26 protein-coding genes and 2 pseudogenes are annotated in these 26,536 nt (G+C 37.3%); 22 read left to right on the top strand and 6 right to left on the bottom strand.

All coding sequences use genetic code 11. The features are described 5' to 3' along the window. Window positions 1–25 precede the first annotated feature (25 nt). The 9 genes from trpE to V192_RS0106585 all read left to right on the top strand — a co-directional run bounded on the left by trpE (window position 26) and on the right by V192_RS0106585 (window position 7,830). Entirely contained in the window at window positions 26–1,390 is a 1,365-nt protein-coding gene (gene trpE / locus V192_RS0106625) for an anthranilate synthase component I (protein WP_025870191.1), read from the top strand. Next, on the top strand, window positions 1,387–1,980 hold the full coding sequence (locus tag V192_RS0106620; protein WP_025870190.1) for an anthranilate synthase component II: 594 nt from the start codon (window positions 1,387–1,389) through the stop codon (window positions 1,978–1,980). The genes trpE and V192_RS0106620 overlap by 4 nt, the downstream gene beginning before the upstream one ends. Next, the gene (gene trpD, locus V192_RS0106615) at window positions 1,964–2,977 is read left to right on the top strand and encodes an anthranilate phosphoribosyltransferase (protein WP_025870188.1); all 1,014 of its coding nucleotides are present in this window, start codon (window positions 1,964–1,966) and stop codon (window positions 2,975–2,977) included. Before V192_RS0106620 ends, trpD begins: the two co-directional genes overlap by 17 nt. Continuing rightward, window positions 2,978–3,736, top strand: a complete 759-nt coding sequence (gene trpC, locus V192_RS0106610; protein WP_025870185.1) for an indole-3-glycerol phosphate synthase TrpC — start codon at window positions 2,978–2,980, stop codon at window positions 3,734–3,736. It abuts the gene before it with no gap. Then, window positions 3,733–4,323, top strand: coding sequence for a phosphoribosylanthranilate isomerase (locus V192_RS0106605; RefSeq protein ID WP_025870183.1), 591 nt, complete (start codon window positions 3,733–3,735; stop codon window positions 4,321–4,323). Before trpC ends, V192_RS0106605 begins: the two co-directional genes overlap by 4 nt. A gap of 247 nt (window positions 4,324–4,570) precedes the next feature. Further along, window positions 4,571–5,764 (top strand): tryptophan synthase subunit beta, encoded by a 1,194-nt coding sequence (trpB, locus tag V192_RS0106600; RefSeq protein ID WP_029948157.1) that lies wholly within the window; start codon window positions 4,571–4,573, stop codon window positions 5,762–5,764. Next, window positions 5,761–6,528, top strand: a complete 768-nt coding sequence (gene trpA, locus V192_RS0106595; RefSeq protein ID WP_025870179.1) for a tryptophan synthase subunit alpha — start codon at window positions 5,761–5,763, stop codon at window positions 6,526–6,528. Before trpB ends, trpA begins: the two co-directional genes overlap by 4 nt. Before the next feature lie 82 nt (window positions 6,529–6,610). Next, entirely contained in the window at window positions 6,611–7,180 is a 570-nt protein-coding gene (locus V192_RS0106590) for a GNAT family N-acetyltransferase (protein ID WP_035010984.1), read from the top strand. A gap of 32 nt (window positions 7,181–7,212) precedes the next feature. After that, complete coding sequence (locus V192_RS0106585; RefSeq protein WP_025870176.1) at window positions 7,213–7,830, top strand: DUF1054 domain-containing protein; 618 nt, start codon at window positions 7,213–7,215, stop codon at window positions 7,828–7,830. Window positions 7,831–7,897: 67 nt separating this feature from the next. Here V192_RS0106585 and V192_RS0106580 read toward each other — a convergent pair whose 3' ends face one another. Together V192_RS0106580 and lepB are read right to left on the bottom strand one after the other, a co-directional pair. Further along, window positions 7,898–8,341 carry a hypothetical protein gene (locus V192_RS0106580; RefSeq protein WP_025870174.1) on the bottom strand — a complete coding sequence of 148 codons (444 nt, stop codon included), beginning with the start codon at window positions 8,339–8,341 and terminating at the stop codon, window positions 7,898–7,900. Between the two features lie 155 nt (window positions 8,342–8,496). Further along, a complete protein-coding gene (gene lepB, locus V192_RS19525) occupies window positions 8,497–9,042 on the bottom strand; it encodes a signal peptidase I (protein WP_035010980.1) in 546 nt (181 codons plus the stop codon). Between the two features lie 184 nt (window positions 9,043–9,226). Here lepB and V192_RS0106570 point away from each other — a divergent pair, with 184 nt between their 5' ends. Next, window positions 9,227–10,312 (top strand): ABC transporter permease, encoded by a 1,086-nt coding sequence (locus V192_RS0106570; protein ID WP_025870169.1) that lies wholly within the window; start codon window positions 9,227–9,229, stop codon window positions 10,310–10,312. A 16-nt stretch (window positions 10,313–10,328) separates the two neighbouring features. Next, a complete protein-coding gene (locus tag V192_RS0106565) occupies window positions 10,329–10,997 on the top strand; it encodes an ABC transporter ATP-binding protein (protein ID WP_025870167.1) in 669 nt (222 codons plus the stop codon). A gap of 124 nt (window positions 10,998–11,121) precedes the next feature. Here V192_RS0106565 and rpsD read toward each other — a convergent pair whose 3' ends face one another. Then, window positions 11,122–11,733 carry a 30S ribosomal protein S4 gene (gene rpsD, locus V192_RS0106560; RefSeq protein WP_025870165.1) on the bottom strand — a complete coding sequence of 204 codons (612 nt, stop codon included), beginning with the start codon at window positions 11,731–11,733 and terminating at the stop codon, window positions 11,122–11,124. Window positions 11,734–11,986: 253 nt separating this feature from the next. Then, window positions 11,987–13,315, bottom strand: a complete 1,329-nt coding sequence (locus V192_RS0106555) for a TPM domain-containing protein (protein WP_025870163.1) — start codon at window positions 13,313–13,315, stop codon at window positions 11,987–11,989. Between the two features lie 423 nt (window positions 13,316–13,738). On the opposite strand from V192_RS0106555, the gene V192_RS0106545 reads away from it, so the two are divergent. From V192_RS0106545 to V192_RS0106535, 3 genes and pseudogenes are all read left to right on the top strand, one after another. After that, window positions 13,739–14,536 (top strand): formate/nitrite transporter family protein, encoded by a 798-nt coding sequence (locus tag V192_RS0106545; RefSeq protein ID WP_025870161.1) that lies wholly within the window; start codon window positions 13,739–13,741, stop codon window positions 14,534–14,536. A gap of 130 nt (window positions 14,537–14,666) precedes the next feature. Beyond that, window positions 14,667–15,313: pseudogene (locus V192_RS19520) on the top strand (DNA alkylation repair protein). Window positions 15,314–15,335: 22 nt separating this feature from the next. Beyond that, on the top strand, window positions 15,336–16,112 hold the full coding sequence (locus V192_RS0106535; protein WP_025870158.1) for a Cof-type HAD-IIB family hydrolase: 777 nt from the start codon (window positions 15,336–15,338) through the stop codon (window positions 16,110–16,112). Window positions 16,113–16,168: 56 nt separating this feature from the next. On the opposite strand, the pseudogene def reads toward V192_RS0106535, so the two are convergent. Then, window positions 16,169–16,731, bottom strand: a pseudogene (gene def, locus V192_RS19515) (peptide deformylase). Window positions 16,732–17,014: 283 nt separating this feature from the next. On the opposite strand from def, the gene rpsO reads away from it, so the two are divergent. Together rpsO and pnp are read left to right on the top strand one after the other, a co-directional pair. Further along, window positions 17,015–17,284 carry a 30S ribosomal protein S15 gene (rpsO, locus tag V192_RS0106525; protein WP_010761818.1) on the top strand — a complete coding sequence of 90 codons (270 nt, stop codon included), beginning with the start codon at window positions 17,015–17,017 and terminating at the stop codon, window positions 17,282–17,284. Between the two features lie 211 nt (window positions 17,285–17,495). Next, complete coding sequence (gene pnp, locus V192_RS0106520; RefSeq protein WP_025870155.1) at window positions 17,496–19,610, top strand: polyribonucleotide nucleotidyltransferase; 2,115 nt, start codon at window positions 17,496–17,498, stop codon at window positions 19,608–19,610. Window positions 19,611–19,671: 61 nt separating this feature from the next. Here pnp and V192_RS21175 read toward each other — a convergent pair whose 3' ends face one another. Further along, window positions 19,672–19,971: a hypothetical protein gene (locus V192_RS21175; RefSeq protein WP_082265980.1), complete on the bottom strand. Its 300-nt coding sequence runs from the start codon at window positions 19,969–19,971 to the stop codon at window positions 19,672–19,674. Here V192_RS21175 and V192_RS20855 point away from each other — a divergent pair. The 6 genes from V192_RS20855 (at window position 19,949) to V192_RS0106490 (ending at window position 26,468) form a co-directional block, all read left to right on the top strand. Continuing rightward, a complete protein-coding gene (locus tag V192_RS20855; RefSeq protein WP_025870153.1) occupies window positions 19,949–20,818 on the top strand; it encodes a hypothetical protein in 870 nt (289 codons plus the stop codon). The two genes, V192_RS21175 and V192_RS20855, sit on opposite strands and share 23 nt — an antisense overlap. Further along, entirely contained in the window at window positions 20,818–21,345 is a 528-nt protein-coding gene (locus V192_RS0106510) for a DUF2247 family protein (protein WP_025870151.1), read from the top strand. Before V192_RS20855 ends, V192_RS0106510 begins: the two co-directional genes overlap by 1 nt. Window positions 21,346–21,915: 570 nt before the next feature. Beyond that, window positions 21,916–22,776 carry a rod shape-determining protein MreC gene (mreC, locus tag V192_RS0106505; protein ID WP_025870149.1) on the top strand — a complete coding sequence of 287 codons (861 nt, stop codon included), beginning with the start codon at window positions 21,916–21,918 and terminating at the stop codon, window positions 22,774–22,776. A 7-nt stretch (window positions 22,777–22,783) separates the two neighbouring features. After that, window positions 22,784–23,293: a rod shape-determining protein MreD gene (gene mreD / locus V192_RS0106500; RefSeq protein WP_025870147.1), complete on the top strand. Its 510-nt coding sequence runs from the start codon at window positions 22,784–22,786 to the stop codon at window positions 23,291–23,293. A 234-nt stretch (window positions 23,294–23,527) separates the two neighbouring features. Continuing rightward, window positions 23,528–24,853, top strand: coding sequence for a coiled-coil domain-containing protein (locus V192_RS0106495; protein WP_035010972.1), 1,326 nt, complete (start codon window positions 23,528–23,530; stop codon window positions 24,851–24,853). A 298-nt stretch (window positions 24,854–25,151) separates the two neighbouring features. Next, window positions 25,152–26,468, top strand: coding sequence for a coiled-coil domain-containing protein (locus V192_RS0106490; RefSeq protein WP_025870143.1), 1,317 nt, complete (start codon window positions 25,152–25,154; stop codon window positions 26,466–26,468). Window positions 26,469–26,536: the final 68 nt, after the last annotated feature.

The raw sequence follows: 26,536 nt of genomic DNA, 5'->3' as shown, positions 1-26,536 counted from the left end.
AAAAAACTAGAAAAGAGGAAATCACATGCAATTAATCAAAGAAATCCAAGCAGATTATCTAACGGCGATATCCGCCTTTTTAAGAATTCAAGGAACAAACAAATGCCTTTTAGAAAGCATTCCTAGAGATAAAAGCAAAGGACGTTATTCAATCATTGCCTGGGATGCTGTTTCTGAAATCACTTGTTTTGGAAACCAATTAACGATAGATGGGCAAACGAATACGGTAAAAGATCCATTAAAAGAAATCGAAAAACAGGTATTGAAGAGAGAAGAACTTATAAAAGAACTTCCTTTCCAAGGTGGTGCAATAGGTTATGTCGGTTATGATGTGATTGCCTGCTATGAAGATTTAGGCAAGCTACCATGTGATGAATTAAATGTTCCTGATATCCACTTTTATCTATTCGATTCTTATTTGATTTTCGATCATGTCGGTGAAAAAATCATATTGGTTGAAGCAGATACTTACTCAAAACGAAGTGAAGAAGTATTAAACGAAGCAATCAAGCAGAAAATAAATGAATTACAAACGCCAAACGAAGAAGAGCAAAAGGAAATCCATTTAAAAAAATTAAATTACCAAAGCAACTTTACCAAAGAAAGCTTTGAACAAGTAGTTACCAAAGTGAAAGACTATATCAAGCAAGGAGACATGTTCCAAATGGTGCCCTCACAACGCTTAACAGCTGATTTTGAAGAAGAACCTTTCGATTATTACCGCAGATTAAGAGTCACCAATCCATCAACCTATCTGTATTTTTTAGATTTTGGCGAAACATACGTGATTGGATCATCTCCAGAAAGTCTCGTCAGTGTCAAAAACCAAATCGTAACAACAAATCCAATTGCAGGAACACGCAAAAGAGGGCAAACGGTGGAACAAGATTTGATTTTAGAACAAGAGCTACTCACAGATGAAAAAGAACGTGCGGAACATTTAATGTTGATTGATTTAGGGCGAAATGATGTAGGAAAAGTTAGTGAAGTGGGCTCAGTCGAAGTCCCTGTTTATATGATTGTTGAAAAGTATCGCTTTGTAATGCATTTAGTTTCAGTTGTGACAGGAAAACTAAAAAAAGGATTGACCGCGATGGATGCATTAAAGGCAACGATACCTGCTGGAACAGTCAGCGGTGCGCCAAAAATTCGAGCGATGCAACGTATTTACGAAATCGAACCAGTCAAACGAAATATCTACGCAGGAGCTGTCGGTTATTTATCTAAAAATGACCAAGCCGATTTTGCCATTGCGATAAGAACGATGGTCATCCATAAAAATAAAGCGTATGTACAAGCAGGAGCAGGCATTGTTTATGATTCTGATCCTACGAAAGAATATGAAGAAACACTACAAAAAGCCAAAGCACTTTTGGAGGTGGGAAAATGATTTTACTGATCGATAATTATGATTCCTTTACATACAACCTTGCTCAAATGATTGGGACAGGTCACGATGTAATGATCGTTCGAAATGATTCAGATGATATGTTTCATTTAGCAGAACAAGCGGATGCAATCGTGATTTCACCGGGGCCTGGAACGCCAGCAGAAACAGGCTATGTAAAAGAAGTGATCCAGCAATTTTACCAACAGAAACCAGTATTAGGTATTTGCTTAGGGCATCAAACGATCGGTGAGGTATTTGGTGCTAAAGTGATAACGGCTAAAGAAATTCGTCACGGGAAACAATCCACTATTACAACAGAGAAAATCAGTCGACTGTTTAAAGGAAGCACCGATGAAGGTTTAGTTATGCGTTACCACTCACTAGTAATTGATCGAAAAACACTACCAGAAGAATTCATCATCACAGCAATCGCAGAAGATGATCAGGAAATCATGGCGATCGAACACCAAACATATCCCGTTTTTGGTCTTCAATTTCATCCGGAATCGATCGGAACACCAATCGGTACGGCAATCATTAAAAATTTTATCCAACTAATGGAGGAACAACGATATGAAAAATCTATTTGAAAAAGTTTTTCGAAATGAACATTTGTCGCGTATAGAAGCGCAACAAGTGGCAGAAAAAATCTTTGAAGGTCAACTAACCGATAGTCAAATCGCAGCTTTTTTAACAGCACTAAAATGTAATGGAGAAACGGCTGAAGAAATGGCGGGAATAGCTGAAACGATTCAGCGAAAAGCAGTAACTATCGATTGTCAAAAAGAAAACGTCATGGATAATTGTGGGACTGGCGGCGATCAATCAAACAGCTTTAATATTAGTACAACTGCAGCCTTTGTTCTGGCAGCAGGGGGCGTAACTATCGCGAAACATGGCAATCGCAGTATCTCAAGTAAATCAGGCAGTGCGGATATATTTGAATGTTTGGGTGTAAATATTGCCCTCTCGCCAGACAAATTAAGTATGGTACTGAATGAAGTCGGATTGGCCTTTCTCTTTGCCCCTCATATGCACCCAAAAATGAAATATGTCATGAAAGTACGCAAAGAATTGGGGACACCAACAATCCTAAATTTGATTGGTCCATTAACGAATCCCGTGCTTTTAGACTCACAATTAATGGGAACCTATCGACGAGACTTACTGGAAGAAACAGCAAAAACATTAGGCGAATTAGGACGTAAACGGGCGGTAGTGGTCAATGGTTCAGGTGGATTGGATGAAGCCTCTCTTGCAGGAACGACACACTTTGCTTTATTGGAAAAAGAGAGGATCACGATGCAGACGATCGAACCCGAGGAGTTTGGTTTTGCTCGACTTCCGATAGAAGCAATTCGTGGCGGTAATGCTGAGCAAAATACTGAGATTCTGTTATCGATTTTGAAAAACCAAGCAAGTCCTTATTTGGATACTGTTTTATTGAATGCAGGGTTAGGTTTTTTCAGCAATGGAAAAGTATCAACTGTGCAAGAAGGAATTGTATTGGCGAAAGATTGTGTGGCGAGCGGTGCGGCTTTGGATAAACTACAACAGCTGATCCAAGTACAAAAGGAGGTTGCTTAAATGAATTTTTTAGAAAAAATCATCAATGAAAAAAAACGAGAAGTGAACCTAATGTCAGTAGAAACAGTTCAGCCACTAAGAGAAACACACTCATTTTATCAGCAAGTCAAAGATTATCCTGAAAAAATGCATATCATTGGAGAAGTCAAACGAGCGTCCCCGTCTAAAGGTGCAATCAATTTATCCGTTAACGTGATCGAACAAGCAAAAGCTTATGAACAAGCAGGCGTTACAGCAATTTCTGTATTGACAGATGACGTTTTCTTTAAAGGTTCGATCGAAGATTTGAGGCAAGTAACATCAGAAGTGAACATCCCTGTATTATGCAAAGATTTTATCATTGATGAAAAACAACTGATTCGTGCAAGAAATGCTGGAGCAACGATTATTTTACTGATCGTATCGGCTTTGTCCAAACAAAAATTGGCAGAACTATATAAAAAAGCAACGGCATTGGGTCTGGAAGTTTTAGTAGAAGTCCATGATGAAGAGGAACTGCGGATTGCTGAAGCGTTATCGGCACGATTGATTGGTGTAAATAACCGAAATTTAAAAACATTTGATGTTTCGATCGGTGTGAGCCAAATGTTGGGAGAAAAACAAAAAACAGATGCTGTATATATCAGTGAATCGGGTTTTTCAACGAGTGAGCAAGTTGCTCTTGTGAAAGAGAACTATCAAGCGGTTTTAGTTGGAGAAGGATTGATGCGGGAAAATGATCCAAAAGCGAAAGTCAAAGCATTGCAGGTCTTGCGATGAAAGTGAAAATTTGTGGATTGAAAACGAAAGAGCAGGTAGACGTAGCAGTAGCACATGGTGCAGATTATCTTGGCTTTGTCTTTGCAAAAAGTACACGTCAGATTACTCCAGAAGAGGTCAAAGAAATCACGAAAAATGTACCCAAAGAAGTTAAAAAAGTGGGTGTCTTTGTTTCGCCGATCCAATCAGAAGTGGAAGCAACCATCCGACAAGCTGGACTAGATATGGTGCAGATCCATGGCGATTTGATAACAGAAAACTATACTGTTCCGCTAATTCGAGCAATTCCAGTTAACGGAATGGATCAAGAAAAATACATTAAAGAGACCAGCGCAGAATTTCTGCTCTTCGATGCACCACCCCAAAAATTTGTCGGAGGCAATGGTGAAGTCTTCGATTGGCAGCAATTAGATACAAGCTCTATCAAAAATAAAAAAATCATTATCGCTGGCGGTTTAACCCCAGAAAATGTACAACTAGCTAAACAAAAGTTCAACCCATATGCTGTTGATGTATCTAGTGGAGTTGAAACAAATGGAGTAAAAGATCCCAAAAAGATTATTACTTTTCTAAAGAAAGCGACCTAGTTATGGGCTAGGTTTTTGAGAAAAAGATAAAACCTGAATGTGACAAAAAGCGTCACAGTCAATTTTTCCTATTTTCTTGTCGAACCTAAACGAGCCCATTCAGCTTTAATGCTCTCTAGCTTCACGGGCTAGCCTTTCGGAAAAAAGATAAAATATGCCTGTGACAAAAAGCGTCACAAATATATTTTCCTATTTTTCAGTCAAGGCTAAACGAGCCCGTTCAGCTTTAATTACAAGGAGGAAAATTATGTATAATCAACCAAACCAAGGATTTTACGGAGATTTTGGAGGGCAATTCGTCCCGGAAACATTAATGTATGCTGTTAAAGAATTAGAGGAAGTTTATGAAGTGTCAAAAACGGATGAGGTATTTCAAAAGGAGCTGAACTACTACTTAAAACAATATGTTGGACGGGAAAATCCATTGTACTTTGCAGAACGTTTAACAGATTTTGCTGGCGGCGCTAAGATTTATCTAAAAAGAGAAGATTTGAATCACACTGGTGCACACAAAATCAACAATACGATCGGCCAAATCTTATTGGCGAAAAAAATGGGTAAGAAAAAAGTCGTTGCAGAAACAGGTGCAGGGCAACATGGTGTAGCAACAGCTACAGTGGCGGCTTTGTTTGGGATGGAATGTACGATTTTTATGGGAGCTGTGGATGTAGCTCGTCAATCGCTGAATGTTTTCCGGATGGAATTATTAGGCGCTAAAGTTGAAAGTGTGACATCAGGTAGCCAAACTTTGAAAGATGCGGTAAACGAAGCGTTACGTTTTTGGGTTGCCAATGTTGAAGACACTCATTATGTGATGGGATCGGTTTTAGGTCCTCATCCATTTCCGGAAATCGTGCGAGATTATCAAAGCATTATCGGAATTGAAGCGAGACGTCAATTTTTAGAGGTAGAAAACAAATTACCTGATGCAGTCGTTGCTTGTGTGGGCGGTGGGAGTAATGCGATGGGGATTTTCTATCCCTTTATCAATGATGAGGTTGCACTGATCGGTGTTGAAGCAGCCGGCCTAGGATTAGACACAACCTCACATGCGGCATCGATCACCAAAGGGAAAACAGGCGTACTTCATGGGGCGATGATGAAGCTATTACAAGATGATGATGGCCAAATTTTAGAAGCTTTCTCGATTTCAGCTGGCTTAGATTATCCAGGACTTGGACCAGAGCACTGTCATTTAAACGAAACGCAAAGAGCAAGCTATGAGTCAGTAACCGATCAAGAAGCGCTAGATGCCTTTAAAATTTTATGCCAAACAGAAGGAATCATACCAGCTTTAGAAAGTTCTCATGCCGTTAGCCATGCGCTCAAAGTTGCAAAAGAACTTGGACCAGATAAACAAATTATAGTTTGTCTTTCAGGCCGTGGGGATAAAGATGTACAGCAAATCAAAGAATTATTTGAACAGGAGGTATCCCAATGAAATCATTAACGAAGCAACTAAAGGCGAAACAACAAGCAAATGAAACGATCTTTGTTCCATACATTATGGCGGGGGCTCAAGGGCTAAACCAACTAGCTGATGAAATTCAGCTACTGACAGAAGCTGGAGCAAGTGCAATCGAATTAGGGATTCCATTTTCAGATCCAGTTGCAGACGGTCCTGTAATCCAAGCAGCTGGTCTAAGAGCACTAGAAAATAAAGTAACACTGAAAAAAATAATCCAGCAGCTAAAACAAATCAAAACCGCAACGCCTTTGGTGATCATGACGTATTTTAATCCGATTTTTAGTTATGGCTTGGAAGCATTCATTCACGATTTGGTGAAAACGGATGTCAAAGGACTGATTATTCCAGATTTGCCATATGAGCATCAAGAATTGCTAACACCATTATTAAATGATAGTGATATTTCATTGATTCCATTGGTAGCTTTAACAACACCCAAAAAACGAATCCCGGAATTAGTAGAATCGGGAGAAGGATTTATTTATGCAGTAGCAGTCAATGGTGTAACAGGAACTGGACGAAATTATCAAGAAACATTAGACGAGCATTTAGCCTATATTCAAAAAGTCAGTGACAAACCAGTTTTAGCAGGATTTGGCGTATCATCTAAAGAACATGTGGCACGTTTTAGGAAAAGTTGTGCAGGCGTGATCGTAGGCAGCAAAATCGTTCAGCTACTTAGTGAGGGGAAACAAACAGAAGTTAGTACCTTTATCAAAGAAGTAGTAAGCAACTAATTTTAGATTTCTTATTTTTTTATTTTTCCTCTTGCCTCTGAGCATTTCTTTCTGTAAAGTAGTATGAAAAGTAGGTGGAATCATGGAAATTGTTATCAATCGCAATTTGATTTTTGCAGAAAACCAATATTTGGAAACCGAACGTTTAAAATTACGTCCAGTAACATTAAGTGACGCCAATGATATGCACGAATATGCATCTGATGAAGCAACGGTCGCCTATGTTTTCCCAATCCATCAGTCTTTTAAGGACACCAAAGAAAGCATTGCAAACTATTTCATGGCAGCACCGCTTGGAAAATATGGGATCGAGTTAAAAGCAACTGGTAAATTTATCGGAACGATCGATTTACGTGTGGTGGATCAGCATAATATTGCGGAAATCGGTTATTCTTTAAACAAGGCATTTTGGGGACAAGGCTATGTGCCCGAAGCGGCGCATGAATTACTTCGTTTAGGTTTTGAAGAGCTGAAATTGATACGTATTTTTGCGACACATGATATCGATAATCCTAAATCTGGCCGTGTAATGGAAAAAATTGGGATGAAAATAGAAGGCAATATCCCAAATGCCCGGATGTGGAAAGGGAAAGTTGTTACAGATATTATTCGAGGGATCACGCTAGAAGAATGGCAAGAATTGCATAACTAAATTACAGAATAGCTCAGAGGAGAAATGACTACATGTTGATGTTTACTGAAAAAGATTTTGATGTTTTTACGATAGAAGGCTTAGACCCAAGGATGGCTGGTATTCGTTCGGCGATCCAACCAAAATTTCAAGAATTAGATGATTATTTTGCTGAAGAATTAGGCGAAACACTAGAAACAGAATTTTTTGTTCATATCGCCCAACACCGCCGTAGAACTGTTTACCCACCAGAAAATACGTGGTCTGCACTAAGCCAGAAAAAACGCGGCTATAAAATGGAAGCTCATTTTCAATTAGGTATCTGGCCAGATTATCTTTTCATGTGGCTATCATTGATAGATAATCCTAAAAATGAAAAAGAAATCGCCCAAGCTTTTTTAGATAATCCATCGTTATTTGAGCAACTGGATGATGACTTTTACCTATCGATCGATCATACCCAACCTGAGATCGAGCGGTTGAATGAAGCCGATTTAGAGAAACATCTAACCCGTTTTCGTGATGTAAAAAAAGGAGAGTTTCAAATTGGTCGAATCATTAGAAAGACAGATGATCTATTGAACGATCCGGAAAAAGCCTGTGAGTATATGCTAAAAACGTATGAAGAATTAATTCCGTTGTACCAGCTAGCAATTGGGTTACAGGGGTAAGACTAGAGCCAGAACACAGGTCACTATATAGACTGTTGTTCTGCTCTTTTTTGCGGATTTCAAGTCTCTAAAGCCAAACTAGGCTATTAAGCTCACCGAGAGTAAGAGAATACTGTTCAAAAGAATCTAAAATAAATTGTTTTGGATCATCGATATTTATCCCTTCTCGAACCAAAACGTCAATTCCGGCAGGTGTTAAAAAAGAGCGGTCGAATTTGATAACTAAAATCGTATCCGTAATAGTCAAGATGGACCATTTACTACTTAAGAGTTTTAAGAGTCCTCTACCTCGCCAAACAAAGTGGTTTTGTTTATATGTATCTATTCCGATAATCTTTTTTTGTTGCCCTTTATTATTTTTGTAAGTAACAATATCCAAGAATCTGAGGGGAGAATTTTTCGATTTTTCATATTGTATAGTAGGATCACTACGCTTTTTCGATAGCCAAAGCGGAAAATTAGTCCCTTGTATTATCCAGCGGCCCTCTAGTCGTTCAGGTGAGTTTTCCATTTGTTACAATCCTTTCTATGATCGATTTACGCTCAAAAATCAGTAACTATCTTTAATTTTTAAGACACAAAAAAGCTGTACAATGCATTTTTTACATTATACAGCCTTTAAGAAAATGACTCCAAAAGTCAGCTTATGATACGTGGATAATAAGTTTATTGCACACCGATCTTATTCAACGGATAATAGCGAAAATAAACAACGCCCACGATATCTTCTTTATCTACAAAACCAAAATAGCGACTATCATCTGCTTTGCGACGATTATCACCTAACACAAAATACTTTCCTTCAGGAACAACAGTGGCAGGACCTGCAGCGCTATTAGCTAAAGTAAAATCAGCAGTCAAAGGCATATTATCATCCAACGCTGCTTTAAATTCATCTAAATAAGGTTCATCATATTTTTTGTCATTGATATACAACTGATCATTTTCCATCCGAATCGTATCACCAGGTAAGCCAACAACACGCTTTACAATTCGTTTTCCATCTCGTGGACTAGGAAAAGTAGCAACATCAAAACGTTTTGGACTGATTAAAGATGTTTGCCATAAACGATCAGATTCATGATAAGTGGGCTCCATTGAAATACCAATCACTTCTACTGGGGTTAAAACAAACTTCCGTAAAAAAAGTGCAAACAACAAAATCATTGAAAATTGCATTACCGTATAGAGTGTACCGTGTCTTTTTTTCATAAATAAACTCCTTTTTACTTATTGTTTCTTTTAGTATATCAGATTAATTTTTAGAAATAAGAAGAAATCTAGACGAATATGTGGATTTTTTTAGAGAATAACCAAAGCAGATATTTTGTTGTGATTTCTAAATTTTGCTATACTTTTTATAGAACTTATCGATTGATAAGGAGGAGGGAGAATTATGTTTTTAGCTTGGAATGAAATAACCCGTTCAAAATTACGTTATGCACTGATCATTAGTGTGATGTTTTTGATTTCATATTTGGTTTTCTTTTTAACTGGTTTAGCGTATGGTTTAGCTGAAGATAATCGAACAGCTGTGGATAAATGGCAGGCGGACGGTATTGTATTGTCCGATGAATCAAATACGAATATCAATATGTCGATGATTCCCATTAAGTCGATGGATGAAGTTGAAGCAAAAGAAAAAGCCTCACTAGGACAAACCGCAGCGGTAATTCAATTAGATAAAAAAGGCTCGGAAAAAATCAATGCTAGCTTTTTCGGTATCAATAAGGATGAATTTCTAATGCCGAATGTTATTGAAGGAAACGCATTTTCAAATGAAAATGAAACAGTTGTAGATAACAGTTTGAAAAAAGAAAATAATCTCAAACTTGGGGATACAATAAAACTAGCCGGCAGCGATAAAAAGCTGAAAGTTGTAGGTTTTACGGATAATGCTAAATTTAATGTTGCACCTGTATTATATGTATCCACAGCTGCTTTTCAGCAAATTCGCTTTGAAAAATCGGATACTTCAGATAATGCTCGTGTGAATGCGATCGTTTTTCGTGCAAAAGATGGAGACCTAAAAAACGTTCACTTGAAAGAGGATGGCTTGACCAGTTACAGTATCACGAAATTCATCAATGAATTACCAGGATATAGCGCTCAAGTACTGACTTTTGGCTTTATGATCGGCTTTTTGATTGTGATTGCAGCAATTGTTATTGGTATTTTTATCTATGTCTTGACCATGCAAAAAGCAACGATTTTCGGAATCATGAAAGCTCAGGGGATTTCTGGTTTTTATATCGCAGTCTCTGTAATCGTTCAAACCTTTGTCTTGGCCGTTTTGGGGATAACTTTAGGTTTGCTTGGTACAGTGGGAACTTCTCTCGTTTTACCAACAGCTGTTCCATTTCAAACGAATTGGGTATTCTTTTTATCGATCGGTGGCATAATGTTAGTGATTGCGGTATTAGGTGCGCTATTCTCGGTTCGGACGATTGTTAAAATCGATCCGTTGAAGGCAATTGGATAGAAAGGGGCTAGTTTAAATGAAGGCAATCGAATTTTTATCTGTGGATAAACAGTTTTTAGATGGAGATACGACAATCGAAGCATTGAAATCCACAGATTTTTCTGTGGAAAAAGGTCAGTTTGTTGCAGTGATCGGCCCAAGCGGCTCGGGAAAAAGTACCTTTTTAACGCTGGCAGGTGGCTTACAAACGCCGACGAGTGGCGAAGTTAAAATAAATAATGAAGCATTTAGTCAAGAAAATGAAAAAACTCGGTCTAAAATTCGTTTTTCTGAAATTGGGTTTATTTTACAAGCATCGAATTTAGTTCCGTTTCTCACTGTGGAAAAGCAATTACGTTTGGTGGATAAAGTCAAAAAAGAAAAGACGGATGTGGATAAAGTCAACAAGTTATTAACAGAGCTTGGAATTGAAAAGTTAAAGAAAAAATACCCAGATGAAATTTCTGGTGGAGAGCGTCAGCGAGTGGCAATTGCCCGGGCTTTGTATAATGACCCGTCGATTATTTTAGCGGACGAACCCACAGCAAGTTTGGATTCGGATCGAGCATTCGAGGTTGTAAAAATATTAGCCAGAGAAACGAAAGAAAAGAATAAAGCAACGATCATGGTGACACATGATCAGCGTTTGATCGATTTTTGTGATGAAGTATTTGTGATGAAAGATGGAGTGCTGGAAAAACAATGAACTTAAAAAAGTAGAACGAAGCTGAAATCTAGCTTCGTTCTACTTTTATATGAAAAAACCTTGTACAGCAAAGCTGTACAAGGTTTTTTTGAAAGATCCACAATGCAATAAAAGCAAGAGAATCTTAAAGTTTTTGGTTGTAGTATTCAACGACAAGAGCTTCGTCGATATCAGGGTATAATTCATCACGTTCTGGTAAACGAGTGAAGCTACCTTCTAATTTTTCAGTATCAAAGCTTACGAATGCTGGACGTCCAACAGTTGCTTCAACAGCTTCTTTGATTGTTACTACGTTTTGAGATTTTTCACGAACAGAAATCACTTGACCAACTTCAACGTGGTATGAAGGGATATCTACGCGTTTGCCATCTACAGTCACGTGACCGTGGTTTACTAATTGACGTGCTTGACGACGAGTAGTAGCAAGACCTAAACGGTAAACGACGTTATCTAAACGTTGTTCTAGTAAGATCATGAAGTTAACACCGTGTTTACCTTCTTTGATCTTGCTTGCTTTAATAAACAAGTTAACGAATTGACGTTCGTTCATACCGTACATATGACGTAATTTTTGTTTTTCAGTTAATTGCATACCATATTCAGAAACTTTACCACGGCTGTTTGGTCCGTGTTGTCCTGGTTTGTATGGGCGACGTGCTAGTTCTTTACCAGTTCCTGATAGAGAGATACCTAGACGACGAGAGATTTTCCATGATGGTCCTGTATAACGTGACATTAAAAATTCCTCCAATAAAATAAGTTTTTTTGGAGTAAAATAATCTTCTGAAAAATTCATATTCGTTCAGTTCATTCTTCAACCTTCGCCCTTTGCAGCCGTGGGTTACGCAGTTGAACCTGAAAGCCAAAGCAATCAAGGCAATGAAATGTTGACGAGCCTATTATTTTTCTGCTGCATTATTTTACACAAAGCATAGTATAGCGCAAAAGAGGGGATAACTCAAGCTTTTTATTGCGTTATCCCGAATCAACTACCAGCCACCAGATGCGCCGCCGCCACCAGAAGAGCCACCACCAAAAGAATCACCAGAAGATCCATCGTCAGACGAATCATTTGACCAGTTATCAGAATTGTAATTAGAGGCTAAGTAGTTATGCGTTAGCATGTCCCCGTTGCTTGAATAAAGTGTGTCATCTATTAATATCCGACCAAATCGCTTTTTTTGAGCTGAGGGATTTCTCATTAACTTTCCTCTGATAATTGCTCGATGTAAGCTTCTTGTTGAAGGTGCTAGGGAAGAACCGCCTAACAAAATAAAATAGAGATTCGTTTGTTTCATTTTTTCGATCAAGGCTTGATAGTTGTAAAGAGTTGTTTGAGTAGAGGACGCGGACGATTGTTCCAGGTAATCATGGTAGTTTTGGTTTAATGTTTTTCTTGCTCGAAACACATTGATAATAAAAATTAGTGTTACTAATATAGTAGTTGCTAAAAAGAAGAAAAAAATTCGATGAGAGAAGTTAGCTGAACGTTTTTCTTCCCAAATTTGATTGATTTTAAAATCAATGGATGCTACTTTATTGTTCACTAAAGAAAATACCTGCTCTACTACTTGAATGACACCATCATCATAGTTCTCCTCTTTAAAAGCATTGATTATATGACTATCGTTGATGATAGCATCCGCCGCACGAGTAGAAAGAATGTTCTCTAATCCATAGCCCACTTCCAAACGGAATTTTCGATTAGTTAAAGCAATCAGATATAAAATGCCGTTATTTTCTACTTTATCGCCAATACCTAATTGAGTAAAGATTTTGTTCGCATAAGATTCAATCGTTTCGCCACTTGGTAAATCATTGACTGTTACAACTATTAATTGCGCACCCTTGGTACTAGCTGCCAATTGTTTATTAAGGGTATAGATTTTTTTCTTTGTGTCGTTATTTAAAATAGTGGCATTATCTGAAACAAAAATATTGTTTTTATTGATTATCAGATTACTATTTGTTTTTTCAATAGGTATAGAATAATTATTTTCTTTTAGAGAATAATTTTTAAGCCCTTCTAGGTTTTCTGTTAAAGTAGTATCAAATGATGTCGCTGTTTCCGCTATTTTTCCGGATTCGAAGTTATCCCGTTCTTGCTGAAGAGTATTCAATTGTTGATCATAAGCTGCTATTTTCGCTGAATGGTCCGTATTAGTTATGAAATTTAAGCTGAAAAGAACACAACTAAATAGAAGCAAAAACAATAAACTGACAGCGAAAAGACTATTTCTTCTTTTCAGAACGTGATAGTAGTTCGTAATTCGTTGATCTAATTCCTTATATTGTTCGATTTGCTCAATATCACTCATTTTATTGCTCTCCTTTGTTTAAGGAACGAATAGGAATCCGTTTTAGTAAAAAAGAATCACGTCCATTTTTTGATTGAATTGTTTTTGTCTGAGCTACCAATAATCTGTTTCGTTTTTTCATAGTAAAAAAACACTCCTTTTATAAATTACACAACCTCTTACTATCTTTTATTTTACCATTGTAGATTCATTATTTATCATGTTTTTTAGTTGTTAAAGACAAAAAGAATGTCTTTTTTAGATAACGAAGAGAAAGTGTACAATTGTTTTGACTTGTTCAAAATTAGCAAGTTATTTGTTATCTTATGAAAAAAATGCTATTTTGTATGAAAAAGCACTAGACAAAACCCTTACAGGTCTTTAGAATGATAAAGGATGTTTTGTGAAAAAAATGATGAAAACAAATTGAAAAGGAGAAACACAATGAAACCTGTATCGCCATTATTTGAGCAGATCGACAAATCAATCAGTAAAAAAATGAACTTATTCCAAAGTAGTTTTATGCGTTACGCTTTTCGTGCAATACTAGCTTGTATGTTTTTGACTTTAGGAACGGCGGTTGCCTTTGCGATTGCGATCAAAGGTGAAGGAATGGTACACGGCTTAGGCAAAATTTTATATGCTTTTATGTTTAGTTGGTCACTTGTTATGATTCTTTATATGAATGCTGAGCTTGGTACATCGAACATGTTATACATGACAGTTGGGGTTTACCGTAAAAAAATCAACTTCTCTTTTGCAGCGAAAATTTTAGTTACCTGTATTTTATTTAATTTAGTCGGTGGTGTGTTCTTTGGCTACTTGATTTCGTTGACGGTTCCTTTCCAAGACTTACCTGCGGATAGCTTTTTCTTTACATCGATTGCGGGTAAATTAGATAAAACAACGACACAAATTTTAGTTGAAGGAATGTTTGCTAATATCGTAGTAAATACAGCTGTGTTAGTAAGCATGCGGATGAAAGATGATGCTGGTAAAGTTGCCGCAATCATTTTTATCATCTTTATCTTTGCATTCTTAGGTTACGAGCACGTTATCGCCAACTTCCCTGCGTTTAGCTTAGCGTACTTCGCTTCTCATGGAACGATGGCGGCAATGACAGTCGGTAGCGTAGCGCACAATCTATTCTTTGCTTTGATCGGTAACTTTATCGGTGGTGGATTAGTGATGGGCTTGGGTTATGCGTGGTTGAATAATGCAGATACAACCTATTTAGATTAGAGGTTGAAACGGAAGTTATTTCTGTTTCACTGTTTATAGAGCTGGAACGGAAATTATTTTCGTTTCAGCTTTTTTGATATGGGAAGTTATTTGAAGTAAAATAGAAGAAAGAAGAAAAAGGGGCAATAAAATGGATAAAGTCGTTTTTCCTGAAAATAAAGAAAAGGCTGAACAAATGGCAACGTACATGAAAAATTTATTTCCTTTTGCAGGTGTTACGGCACCAGAGCGCGCGGTGCTAGAGAAAGAGCTTTTAAAGCTAGTAAAAAACTACCGTTTGATGAGTTGTTTGAGCTAGTGAGCTTTTATTATCATAAATCAGAACGGGAATACCAGTATTTGGCGATAGATCTCGCTATAATCAATGTTAAACGCTTTTCTTTTACAGAAGTTCTATGCTTCAAACCTTTTGTGATCGACAAAGCTTGGTGGGATAGTGTTGATTCTTGGCGTAAGTTTTTTGGTCTATGGGGATTTCATCATTTAGCCGAAATGCCTCAGTTATTTGAAGCCTTTTTTGGGGAAGAAGACTTCTGGCACAGACGAGTTGCAATCAATCTGCAACTGTTATATAAAGAAAAAACAAACACTGTGTTATTGAAAAAAGCCATTATTTATGATAAAACTACAGATGAGTTCTTTATTCAAAAAGCAATAGGCTGGTCCTTGCGTCAATATAGTAAAACAGATCCAGAGTGGGTTCAAACCTTGATCAAGACGACCGAATTAAGCCCATTAGCAGTTAGAGAAGGCAGTAAGTATTTGCCAAAATCATAGAAAGCGAGCGAGTTATTACGCCATGAGAAGAAAACTTTTTGCATTTGATATTGACGGAACATTGCTTGGAAGCGACAGACAACCGTTAGAAAGCACACGAGAAGCATTAAAGATGTTAAGACAACAAGGACATCTTGTAACAATTGCAACAGGTCGTAGCCGATTTATGGCGCAAGATATTATTTTAGACTTAGATTTTTCTAATTATGTTCTTTGTAATGGAGCGGCAGCATTTTTAGATCATGAACAATATTTTCAAAATTTACTGGATCAAGATGAATTGCATCGTTTTGCTTCAGAGGTTGAGAAAAAAGAAATTGGTTTGGCTTATGTTGGACTAGATGATGTGAAGAAAAATAATCATCATCGCCGTGCGCAAATGGTTGAAGCAATGGGTTCGATCGACTTTGAAGCACCAGAATATGATGTTAATTTCCAAAAAGAAAACGATGTGTATCAAGCGTTAGCTTTTTATGATGAGTCAGCAGATGGTATGTTTGATCGTGAATTTTCTAAATTCCGTTTTATTCGTTGGCACTCTGAAAGTGTAGATATCGTTCCTAATAACGGCTCTAAAGCTGCAACATTACTAAATTTAGCAGATCGTGTCGGAATTGCCCGTGAAGATATCGTTACATTTGGTGATGGGGAAAATGACCGTGAAATGTTGCGGGAAGCTGGAATCGGCGTTGCTATGGGGAATGCCTTACCGCATATCCAAAAAGAAGCAAAAATCGTGACAGATACTAATGATAACGATGGTATTTGGAAAGCGTTGAAAGAGTTAAAGGCGATTTAAGTATAAAAAAAGTGATCCGTACAAAACTAGTTAAGTTTGCACGGATCATTTTTTAGTTATTCAATCACCAAAACGCCATCTTTCAGCGCATATGGATTTTCTGCATTGATATGATCATAAAACATCACACCATTCAAATGATCGATTTCATGTTGTACCACGATCGCTTCGTAATTTTTTAAACGGATCTTTTGTTTACGCCCGCGGCATCTACATAAGAAAGTGTGATTTTATTATGACGTATCACGTAACCGGGCACTTCACGGTCAACAGACAAACATCCTTCGCCTTCGCCAAGACAAGCATCTTGAACGGAATGGCTTAAAATTTTAGGGTTATACATCACCGCACTTAATGTTGGTTCTGGATTTTCTAAATCACCGCTGGGTACATGGACTGCGATAATTCGTTTAGAAATATCCAGTTGGGGTGCCGCTAGACCAACGCCGCCACGTAAGCCTAATTCTTCTGCTTTGACAGGATCTTGACTGTTATGCAAGAACTCCATCATTTCTTCGCCTAATTTGATATCTTCATCAGATAGTGGTAAAGCTACTTCTTTAGCCACTTCTCTGAGTGTTGGGTTTCCTTCACGGATAATATCCTCCATGGTGATCATGGGATAATTCCTCCTTTAATTATTTAAAAGTTTGATCAGTTTCAATATAAGAAACATGATCTTTCGTTAATCTATTTATTCGCCTATACAGTTTATCATAAAACCATTCAAAATGGGGATAAATTGTTTAAAAAACACAAGTGCGAGCAAGCTTGGTCTTGCATTATTACCAACTTTCCTGTAAAGTATACCTGTATGAAATCATACCGTCTGTTACTTGGTTGTGCGAATCACCAACGCATTACTCAGTAAGAAGATGATTCTTAAAGAAGAGGTGAAAAACATGGCAATGTCAAAAGAAAAGAAAAACGAAATCATTAGCGAATACGCTCGTCATGAAGGAGATACTGGTTCACCAGAAGTACAGATCGCTGTATTAACTGCTGATATCAATCACTTGAACGAACACGCTCGCGTTCACAAAAAAGATCACCACTCTTACCGTGGACTAATGAAAAAAATTGGACACCGTCGTAACTTGTTAGCTTACTTACGTAAAACTGACATCCAACGTTACCGCGAATTGATCCAACGTTTAGGATTACGTCGTTAATCAAACAATGAAAAGCGAGATTCTTAAATGAACCTCGCTTTTTAGCTTATTTAAAAGCGAAGGTCAAGTATCCTTAAAATACTAAAAAAATAGCATCTTTGGAAAGTTTGAATGAATCTACTAACCAAATAAAAGGACTCAATTCTTTTGAATCTTTTCATTTGTTTAGTAGCAGTCTGACTTTTCCGAAGAATCAAAGGAGAAGAGATATATGTCAGAAAAACAAGTGTTCAAAACAACTTGGGGCGGACGTCCTTTACAAGTTGAGATCGGCCAATTAGCAAAACAAGCAAATGGCGCAGTATTAGTGCGTTATGGAGAGACAGTTGTCTTAAGTGCAGCAGTTGCATCAAAAGATGCGAGAGACTTTGATTTCTTTCCATTAACAGTGAACTATGAAGAAAAAATGTACTCTGTAGGGAAGATTCCAGGTGGATTTATCAAGCGTGAAGGTCGTCCAAGTGAACGTGCAACTCTAACGGCTCGTTTAATTGACCGTCCGATCCGTCCAATGTTTGCGGAAGGATTCCGTAATGAAGTTCAAATCACAAATACTGTTATGAGTGTTGAACAAGATTGCACACCAGAAATGGCTGCAATGTTTGGTTCATCTTTAGCTCTAGCAATTTCAGATATTCCATTCGACGGACCAATCGCAGGTGTTGATGTTGGTCGTGTAGATGGTGAATATGTATTGAACCCAACCGTTGAACAATCTGAAAAGACAGATATCGAATTAACGGTTGCTGGAACGAAAAAAGCGATCAACATGGTTGAAAGTGGTGCTAAAGAAGTATCAGAAGAAGACATGCTTGGTGCATTGCTATTCGGTTTTGATGCAATCAAAGAATTAGTGGCTTTCCAAGAAGAAATCGTTGCCGCTGTCGGTAAAGAAAAAATGGAAATCAAATTATTACAAGTGGATGCTGATTTGAAAAAAGAAATCTTCGATGCATACTACGCTTCAATGAAAGAAGCTGTTATGACAGAAGAAAAATTAGCGCGTGAAGTCAATATCGATGCAATCAAAGACCAATTAAAAGAAGCATATGCTGAAAAATTTGCTGGTCATGAAGACGCAGACCAAGTAGCAAAAGAAGTCAAACAAATCGCAGAAGATTTAGAAAAAGACGTAGTTCGTGAATTGATCACGATCGATAAAATCCGTCCTGATGGTCGTAAATTAGACGAAATCCGTCCATTGGCATCAGAAGTTGGTATTTTGCCGCGTGTTCATGGTTCAGGATTATTCACTCGAGGACAAACACAAGCTTTATCTGTAGTAACGTTAGCGCCGCTTGGTGAACACCAAATCATCGATGGTTTAGGTGTTGAAGACAGCAAACGTTTCATTCATCATTATAATTTCCCACAATTCTCTGTGGGTTCAACAGGTCGTGCAGGCTCTCCTGGTCGTCGTGAAATCGGTCACGGAGCTTTAGGTGAACGTGCGATGGCGCAAATTATTCCGGATGAAGCAGATTTCCCATACATGATCCGTGTGGTATCAGAAGTCTTAGAATCAAATGGTTCATCTTCACAAGCAAGTATTTGTGCAGGAATCTTAGCATTGATGGATGCTGGTGTGCCAATCAAAGCGCCAGTTGCCGGAATCGCGATGGGTCTTGTCAGTGATGGCGAAAACTATACGATTTTAACAGATATCCAAGGCTTAGAAGATCACCTAGGCGACATGGACTTCAAAGTTGCTGGAACAAAAGACGGAATCACAGCTTTACAAATGGACATCAAAATCCAAGGGATCACTGAACAAATCTTGACAGAAGCATTGACTCAAGCGAAAAAAGCCCGTATGGAAATTCTTGCTGAATTGACATCAACATTGGCTGAACCTCGTCCAGAGTTAAGCAAATACGCACCTAAGATCGAAATGATCCAAATCGCTCCAGCTAAAATCAAAGATGTTATTGGTAAAGGCGGAGAAACGATCAATGGCATCATCGATGAGACTGGTGTGAAGATCGATATCGATCAAGAAGGTAATGTAAGCATTGCCTCTGCTGATGCAGATATGATCAAAAAAGCGATCAAGATCATTGAAGAGTTGACAAAAGAAGTGGAAGTTGGACAAGTGTACCTTGGTAAAGTCGTTCGTATCGAAAAATTCGGTGCATTCGTTAACTTGATCAAAGGGAAAGACGGTCTAGTTCATATTTCTCAATTAGCCAATGAACGTGTAAACAACGTTGAAGATGTTGTGAAACTTGGCGATGAAGTCCTTGTAAAAGTGATGGAAATCGACAAACAAGGTCGTGTGAACGTTTCGCGTAAAGCATTATTGACTGAAGAAAACAAAGAAAAATAAATAGAGTGAATAAGGCAGAGTAAGGTGTTTCACCTACTCTGCTTTTTTTCTGAGTAGAAAGTCAGTTAGCTGAGGTTGATTTTGTAGAAATAGCTGTCGTTTGATTCCAACTGACCTCGTTTAGTTGTTTTTCAGCGGTGGTCAGTAAAAGCTCGAACTCTTTGTTGAAGGTCTGAAAGAGCTTTGAACAGGCATAATATTGTTTGACGACTTGTTTTTTGTTGATGGGTGTAGTTGGATTCTTAAAATATTTTTCCAAGGTCGTTAATGGTTCTTGCCAAGAAGCTAATCGTTCTAAGGTGTCACGAAGATCGATGATTTCTTGATGTGGAAAAAATATGGATTGGGCGAATACGATCAAAAACAGCTGGGCAACCCGAGACAAACGATTGATGGAAAAACAGTTAGAAGAGTATCAAATCTATGCGGTGATTTATAATGATAAAGATGGCAACCCTAAGGTCATTTGGAAAGTAACGAAAGATGGAGCAGGTGTTAAAAATCCAAAAATCTACCAGTATTTAAATGCGAATGGCAAAGACTTACCATCAGACTTGTTTGAATTTATGTCTCAGCAGGATTGGGATGATAAGGTCAAAGTAGCCTTTCGAAATGGAAAGGATTTACAAATAGGGGACAAGTACAATCCAGTTTTAGGAGCGTTAGTAGCAACAGGTCAGTATTTTGAAGATGCTTATAAGTTTATGACGGAAGACGAACTGGGGCAAGCGTTACAGATGTTAGGGTTTAACTTTGCTTCTTATCGATTGGCGACGAATAAAGGCACGAAGACGGTTGAGAATAAGAATACTGGTGGGGCGGATCAAAAAGTAATAGAGGAAATAATCAATCCTATTATAGAAGCTCCCAGATCTGGAAGTGGATTGAAAGTAGATGATATTAAACCAGTTAAAGGGAAAGGTTCTGTTTATGATATTGACCCATTGACAGGAAAACCACCTACAAAACAAACCCAAATTATCATAGATGAATTTCCCAATGTTCCAAAAGCACATGGTTTTACTGATATTATTGATAATTATGCTGGTTTAGCAGAAGTCACAGATTTAGGTAATGCTAAATTGTATCAAATTCAGAGAAGTCAAAATGGTGTTATGGGGCGTTTTGAGTGGATAATTCAAGACGAAAAAGTTACACACAGAATGTTTGTCAGAAATCCAGAATTGAATGGGGTGCCTATAAAATAATGAACTATATAGATGAATTTAAAAAAAATGATATTTCTTTTTCTTGGAATGAGCTTAAAGTAGGTAGATTTGGTTATTCAGACAATAAATTTTATTTACAAGGTATACTTGATGATGAATTTGTAATGAAATACACCTTAGATTATCTAACTAAAAATGAAAATGAAGAAAATTCGTATGTATGGGAGCTTGCCAGTTTATTTTCACCATATGATGAGAACGAAATATATAAGCTTCTGGATTTGATTGAGGATTTTAATGAAAAAGATTTGATGTCTTATTATAGATGGAGATGGATTTTAGTTAATAATTTATTGAAGAAAATCTTAGACAAAAATTATGTAAATGCGTTGTTAGAAATTAGTGAATTCTGGCTTGATTTGAGGTCCCCAATTGATATGCCTTATCAATACCAAGGTGTGGAAAATAAATTGACACCTCAAGAATTTTACACTGAGGAACACTTGTCTAAAGTTATTTCTGACCATAAAAAATGGTTGGAAGATGAAAGAGAGAAATTAAAGTAATAGATAACGAAATAAAGAAGGTAATGTACCACGAGCTTGGTAATAAAGTGATAAAGCCTTGACTGGTAAGCGAAAACTCACTAATCAAGTCGCCAATAGATAACAAAAAACTAGTCGTATTTATAGTACAAAAGTTCAAGGGATTTTTCTAATCTTTTGAATGGCTATTAAGTGTACAAACATTTCAACTAGAAAATATATAGTTATTGAAACAGTATTAATGAGGCTAGCTCATTGATACTGTTTTTCGTTTTATTTTATTGCAAGATTTCCCTTCATTTTTCCAACGAACGCATGATAAAATCCATAACGAAAACGTTACGAATGGATAGTTGAAAAAGAGTTAGTCAACAATTACCGTTAAATTTCGGGAACATTCCATACGAAATAATATTATTTTGATTTTTAGGAACATTTAGCTACAGAAAAAAGGGCTATTGACGGAGGATAGGATCATTAAAATGACAATATTTAATAAAAAATTGTAAAGACGCACCACAGCTCTTTTGTTTGCCTCTAATTAGTGGTAAAATTGTTGCTATCAGTCTAAAGATTAGTCGGGGTGTCGATGTGAAAAAATTTAATCCAAATAAAAATATAATTATCACGCTGATCGTAGTGATTATCGTGGTTACCATTATTAGTTTGACCGCAGCTCAAAGAACAAATAGTGGGAAAAACAATCTTGGGCAATCAGCTGTCAATGACGGTGTAGGGTTTGTTGACAAAGTGATAGGTTTTCCAGGTAAAGTGATCGGCAATGGCATATCATCGATCAGTACACTTTTTAACACCTATGACGAGAATGAACGATTAAAAGAAAGAATCGATGGATATGGCGAATTATCTATCCAAAACGATAACTTGAAAAAAGAAAATGAAGCGCTGAAAAAAGAGCTATCATTAAATGAGACATTGGGCAATTATGAAAAAGTGTCAGCGACGGTCATTACTCGTTCTCCAGACATGTGGCAAGATCTATTGATTGTGGACCGAGGATCAAATGATGGTATCGAGCCGAATATGGCGGTATTGGCTCAAAAAGGCTTGATCGGCCGAGTAATCGAAGTGAACGCAACATCATCGAAGGTTGAACTGCTATCATCTAAAAACCAAAATTCAAATCATTTTCCTGTTCAGATCAATTCTGAAAAAGGAGATTCATATGGTCTATTAAAAAGTTATGATGATAAAGCAGGCACATTGATCGTTAGCCAGTTAGTAGGAGACATGGACATCAAAGAAGGCGATACTGTTCAAACTTCCGGATTAGGCCAAAACTCTCCGGCGAATCTACCTGTAGGTGTAGTTCAAAAAGTGAAACCAGACAGCTACGGTCTAGATCGAGAAGTGTATGTCAAACCTTATGCTGAGATGTATAATATACCCGTTGTAACAATCATCAAAAGATTAGCTGGAGCGGGGGAGTAAGATGCAAATGATACGAAAAGAAAATGTTAAATACTATGCACCGGTAGTTTTCTTTTTATTGATGCTGATCGATGGTCAATTAACTCAAGCGGCTGGGAATTTAACAGATAATGTCTTTTTTGCAAATGCTCATTTTATGTTATTGGCATTTTTAATGGCTGTTCCCAATCTGTCTAAACGTTACTTGTTGATTACGGCAGTAGTTTTAGGGCTGATTTATGATAGTTATTATATAGGGATCATTGGCGTTTATACGGTTGCATTAGTTGCAACGGTGATGATGATGTACCGATTTCAGCGAGTGGTTCATACAAATTTATTAACAGCTTTTTTTGGAATGATCATTTTTGTGACTGCTTATGAATTAATTGCAGTAGCATTGCAAATTATTTTCAACTTATCAAATGTAGCGCCTTTGTTATTCATCACGAAAGTTTTAGGGCCGACATTGCTTTTCAATATGTTGATATTTGTTATTTTCTCTTATCCATTAAAGAGATTGTTCGGCAACGAATAGTCTCTTTTTACAGTTTTTATAAGAGCTTCTGATAAGAATTGAACGTTCTTTTTTTATGTGGAAAATAAGGATCGAAAGATAGCAAACGTTATTTTATTTGGGTTGGTGAAATATTTTTGTAATATCTTTTTTATCTGCATGTCATACTGCTATGGTACAATTAGCCCGTTGCCAGATACATAATAGTGAAAATAATCAGAAATATATATAAAGTAAACACCGGAGGAATAAATAGTGAAAAAAAGTATATTATCAGCATTGCTGATTTGTTCAGTCACCCTTACCTCAGCTGTATTGCCAATAGCTGCAGTTGCAGATGACTATGATACAAAGATCGAGCAGCAAGATGAAATCATCAATGGATTGAAAACAAAAGAAACTGAAGCCGCAACGAAGTTAGCAGCAATCGAATCAGATATGTTGACTACTGCGACAAAAATCGATGAACTAACTGCAAAGAAGAAAACACTTAAAGAAGAAATCAAAAAACTATATAGTGAGATTTCAGATTTAAATGTTCGTATTCAAAAAAGAGAAGTTCAAATGCGCAATCAAGCCCGTGATGTACAAGTCAGCGGATCAAGCACTAGTTATTTAGATGTTATTCTTAACTCAGAATCCATTTCTGATGCAATCAGCCGAGTGCAAGGAATTACGACATTAGTCAATGCTAATAATGATTTATTGGAACAACAAACTTCGGATAAAGAAGATGTAGAGAAAAAATCAGAAACAGTAGAATCACAAATTTCTGTTTTAGAAACATCTACGAAAGAATTAAATGACAAGCAAGCTTCTTTGGATACATTGAAGCTGGAACAAGAAATTGCTAAAAATGAATTAGAAGCACAACGTTCTACAGAAGAAAATAAAAAATCTGAGTATGTTGAACAAAAAGCAGCAGCTCAAAAGAAACTAGAAGAAGAACAAGCTAAGCAAGCAAAACAAGCAGAAGCTCAAAGAAAAGCCGAAGCTGAAGCGGCTAAAAAACTTGCAGAAGCACAGGCAGCAAATCCTGGTCTTGCAAAAACAAATGTTGTAGAAGAAAATGGTACAACAAGGGAAGCACCAGCTGCACCAGTGTCAGAAAAACCTAGTGGCAATACTTCTGGTGGTGGCACCAGTATCGGTACTGGTAAAGTATCAGAGGCGAAGAAAAAAGCAGCACAAATTGCTTTAAATGCTGTTGGACAGACAAATCCGACCGGTTGGGGCCAAAGCGGTGAATGTATCGTAGCGGTACAAAATTGGTTGAATGCAGCAGGCGTTAGATTCTCACCAGGTGGTCCTCATAGCGGATATACTCAATCAGGAGCGGTTCAAGTATCTTGGTCTGACGTTCAGGTTGGAGACGTGGTTCAATATGAGAACGCACTTAGCCCAGACGCTTGGCTAGACGGCGTTCATACAGTTTTAGTTGTTGGTGTAAACGGTAGTTCAGTTCAAATCGTTGAATCAAACAATCCAGCAGGTTCTGGTTACGTATCAACGACTACAGGTTGGACACCAAGCCCATATGCAGCGAATTTCAGAGCAGTTGTATGGCGTTTTCCAGGATAATCTAAACTAATAATTTAATCCCTACCTACTTAAATCCAAATGGATTTTGTGGGTGGGGATTATTTGTAATCTAGCATTTATTGCAGTATGGTAAGAGAGTCAGTGTTAGGTTTTAGTTTTTTTCAGTTGTCATGCTTAACTTTCAAAAATGAAATACTCCTGTAACATTAATTTTATATGTATGACATGTGATTATGATACAATGATTTCGTTGTCAATATAAGAATGAAAAATACTCAAACAATGTTCGAATTTATAATAAGTAAAAAAAGTAGTAAAAAAGTCGGAGGAATGAATTGTGAAAAAAAGCGTATTGCCATTACTAATGATTTGCTCAATAGCCCTTACATCTGTAGCAGCACCAATGATTTCATTAGCAGATGAAGTGGACTCTAAAATTCAACAGAAAGATCAAACAATTTCAGGATTGAAATCTCAAGAAGCTGATGCTCAAAGCCAAGTGGCTGCTGTACAAAATCAAGTAGCTTCTATTAATGAAAAAGCAGAAACTTTATTAGCTGAACAAGGCGAATTAAGAAAAACTTCTACTAACTTAGAAAAAGAAATCAAGCAATTAACAAAACGTATCGAAAAACGTGAAGTTGCTATCCAAAACCAAGCACGTGACGTACAAGTTAATGGTAACAGCACTAGCTACATGGATGCATTATTGAATGCAAAATCTGTTTCTGATGCGATTACTCGTGTAACTGCGATGTCTACAATTGTTAATGCTAATAATGACTTAGTAAAACAACAACAAGAAGATAAAAAAGCAGTTGAAACAAAGAAAACTGAAAATGAAGAAAAATTACAAGATCTTCAAGATAACCAAGTAGAACTTGAAGCTCAAAAAGGCGATCTTGTTAAAGCGGAAGCTGATTTGAATGTATTACAAACAACATTAGCTGCTGAAAGAGCAACTGCTGAAGATCAAAAAGCTGGTTTAGTTAAAGAAAAAGAAGCAGCAATTGCTGAACAAGCACGTATTGCTGAACAAGAAAAAGTAGTAGCTGCGAATGCTAAAAAAGCAGCTGAAGAAGCTGCAGCGGCTAAAGCAACTGCCAAAGCTACAACACCAAGCAACACAACTGCTTCATCTACTGAAGAATCAACAACAGCTAGTTCAACAGATAATAATAATTCAGGAGTTGTAACACCTCCTGTTAATAATGGTGGAGGCAACGGAGAAGTTACGCCAACTCCACAGCCAGATCCAGTAATACCAATTCCAGAACCAGAAAAACCAGCATTACCAGAACCAACTGGTGGTTCTGCGATCGCTATTGCAGCAGCACAAGTTGGCAAACCATACGTTTGGGGTTCTAAAGGACCAAGTAGCTTTGACTGTTCAGGTTTAGTTTACTATGCGTTCATGAATTCATCTGGCCGTAATGTCGGTGGATACACAGTTGCACAAGAAAGTGCTGGTACACGTATCTCTGTAGCGGAAGCTCAAGCTGGCGATTTATACTTCTGGGGTAGCCCAGGTGCTTCTTATCACGTAGCAATTGCTACAGGTGGCGGTGGTTATATCCACGCTGGTAACGAAAGTACAGGCGTTGAATACAGCAACGTTGGTTCATTTACACCAAGCTTCGCTGTACGTATGTAATCAAATCAAACTCAATAATTTAAGAATCAGACAGATGTCTGATTCTTTTTTTGTAAACAAAAAAGAAG

Source organism: Enterococcus crotali, assembly GCF_000633635.1.
GTDB classification, from domain to species: domain Bacteria; phylum Bacillota; class Bacilli; order Lactobacillales; family Enterococcaceae; genus Enterococcus_L; species Enterococcus_L crotali.
The sequence above is the reverse complement of the archived record's forward strand: the minus strand, read 5'-3'. Positions and strand labels throughout refer to the sequence as shown.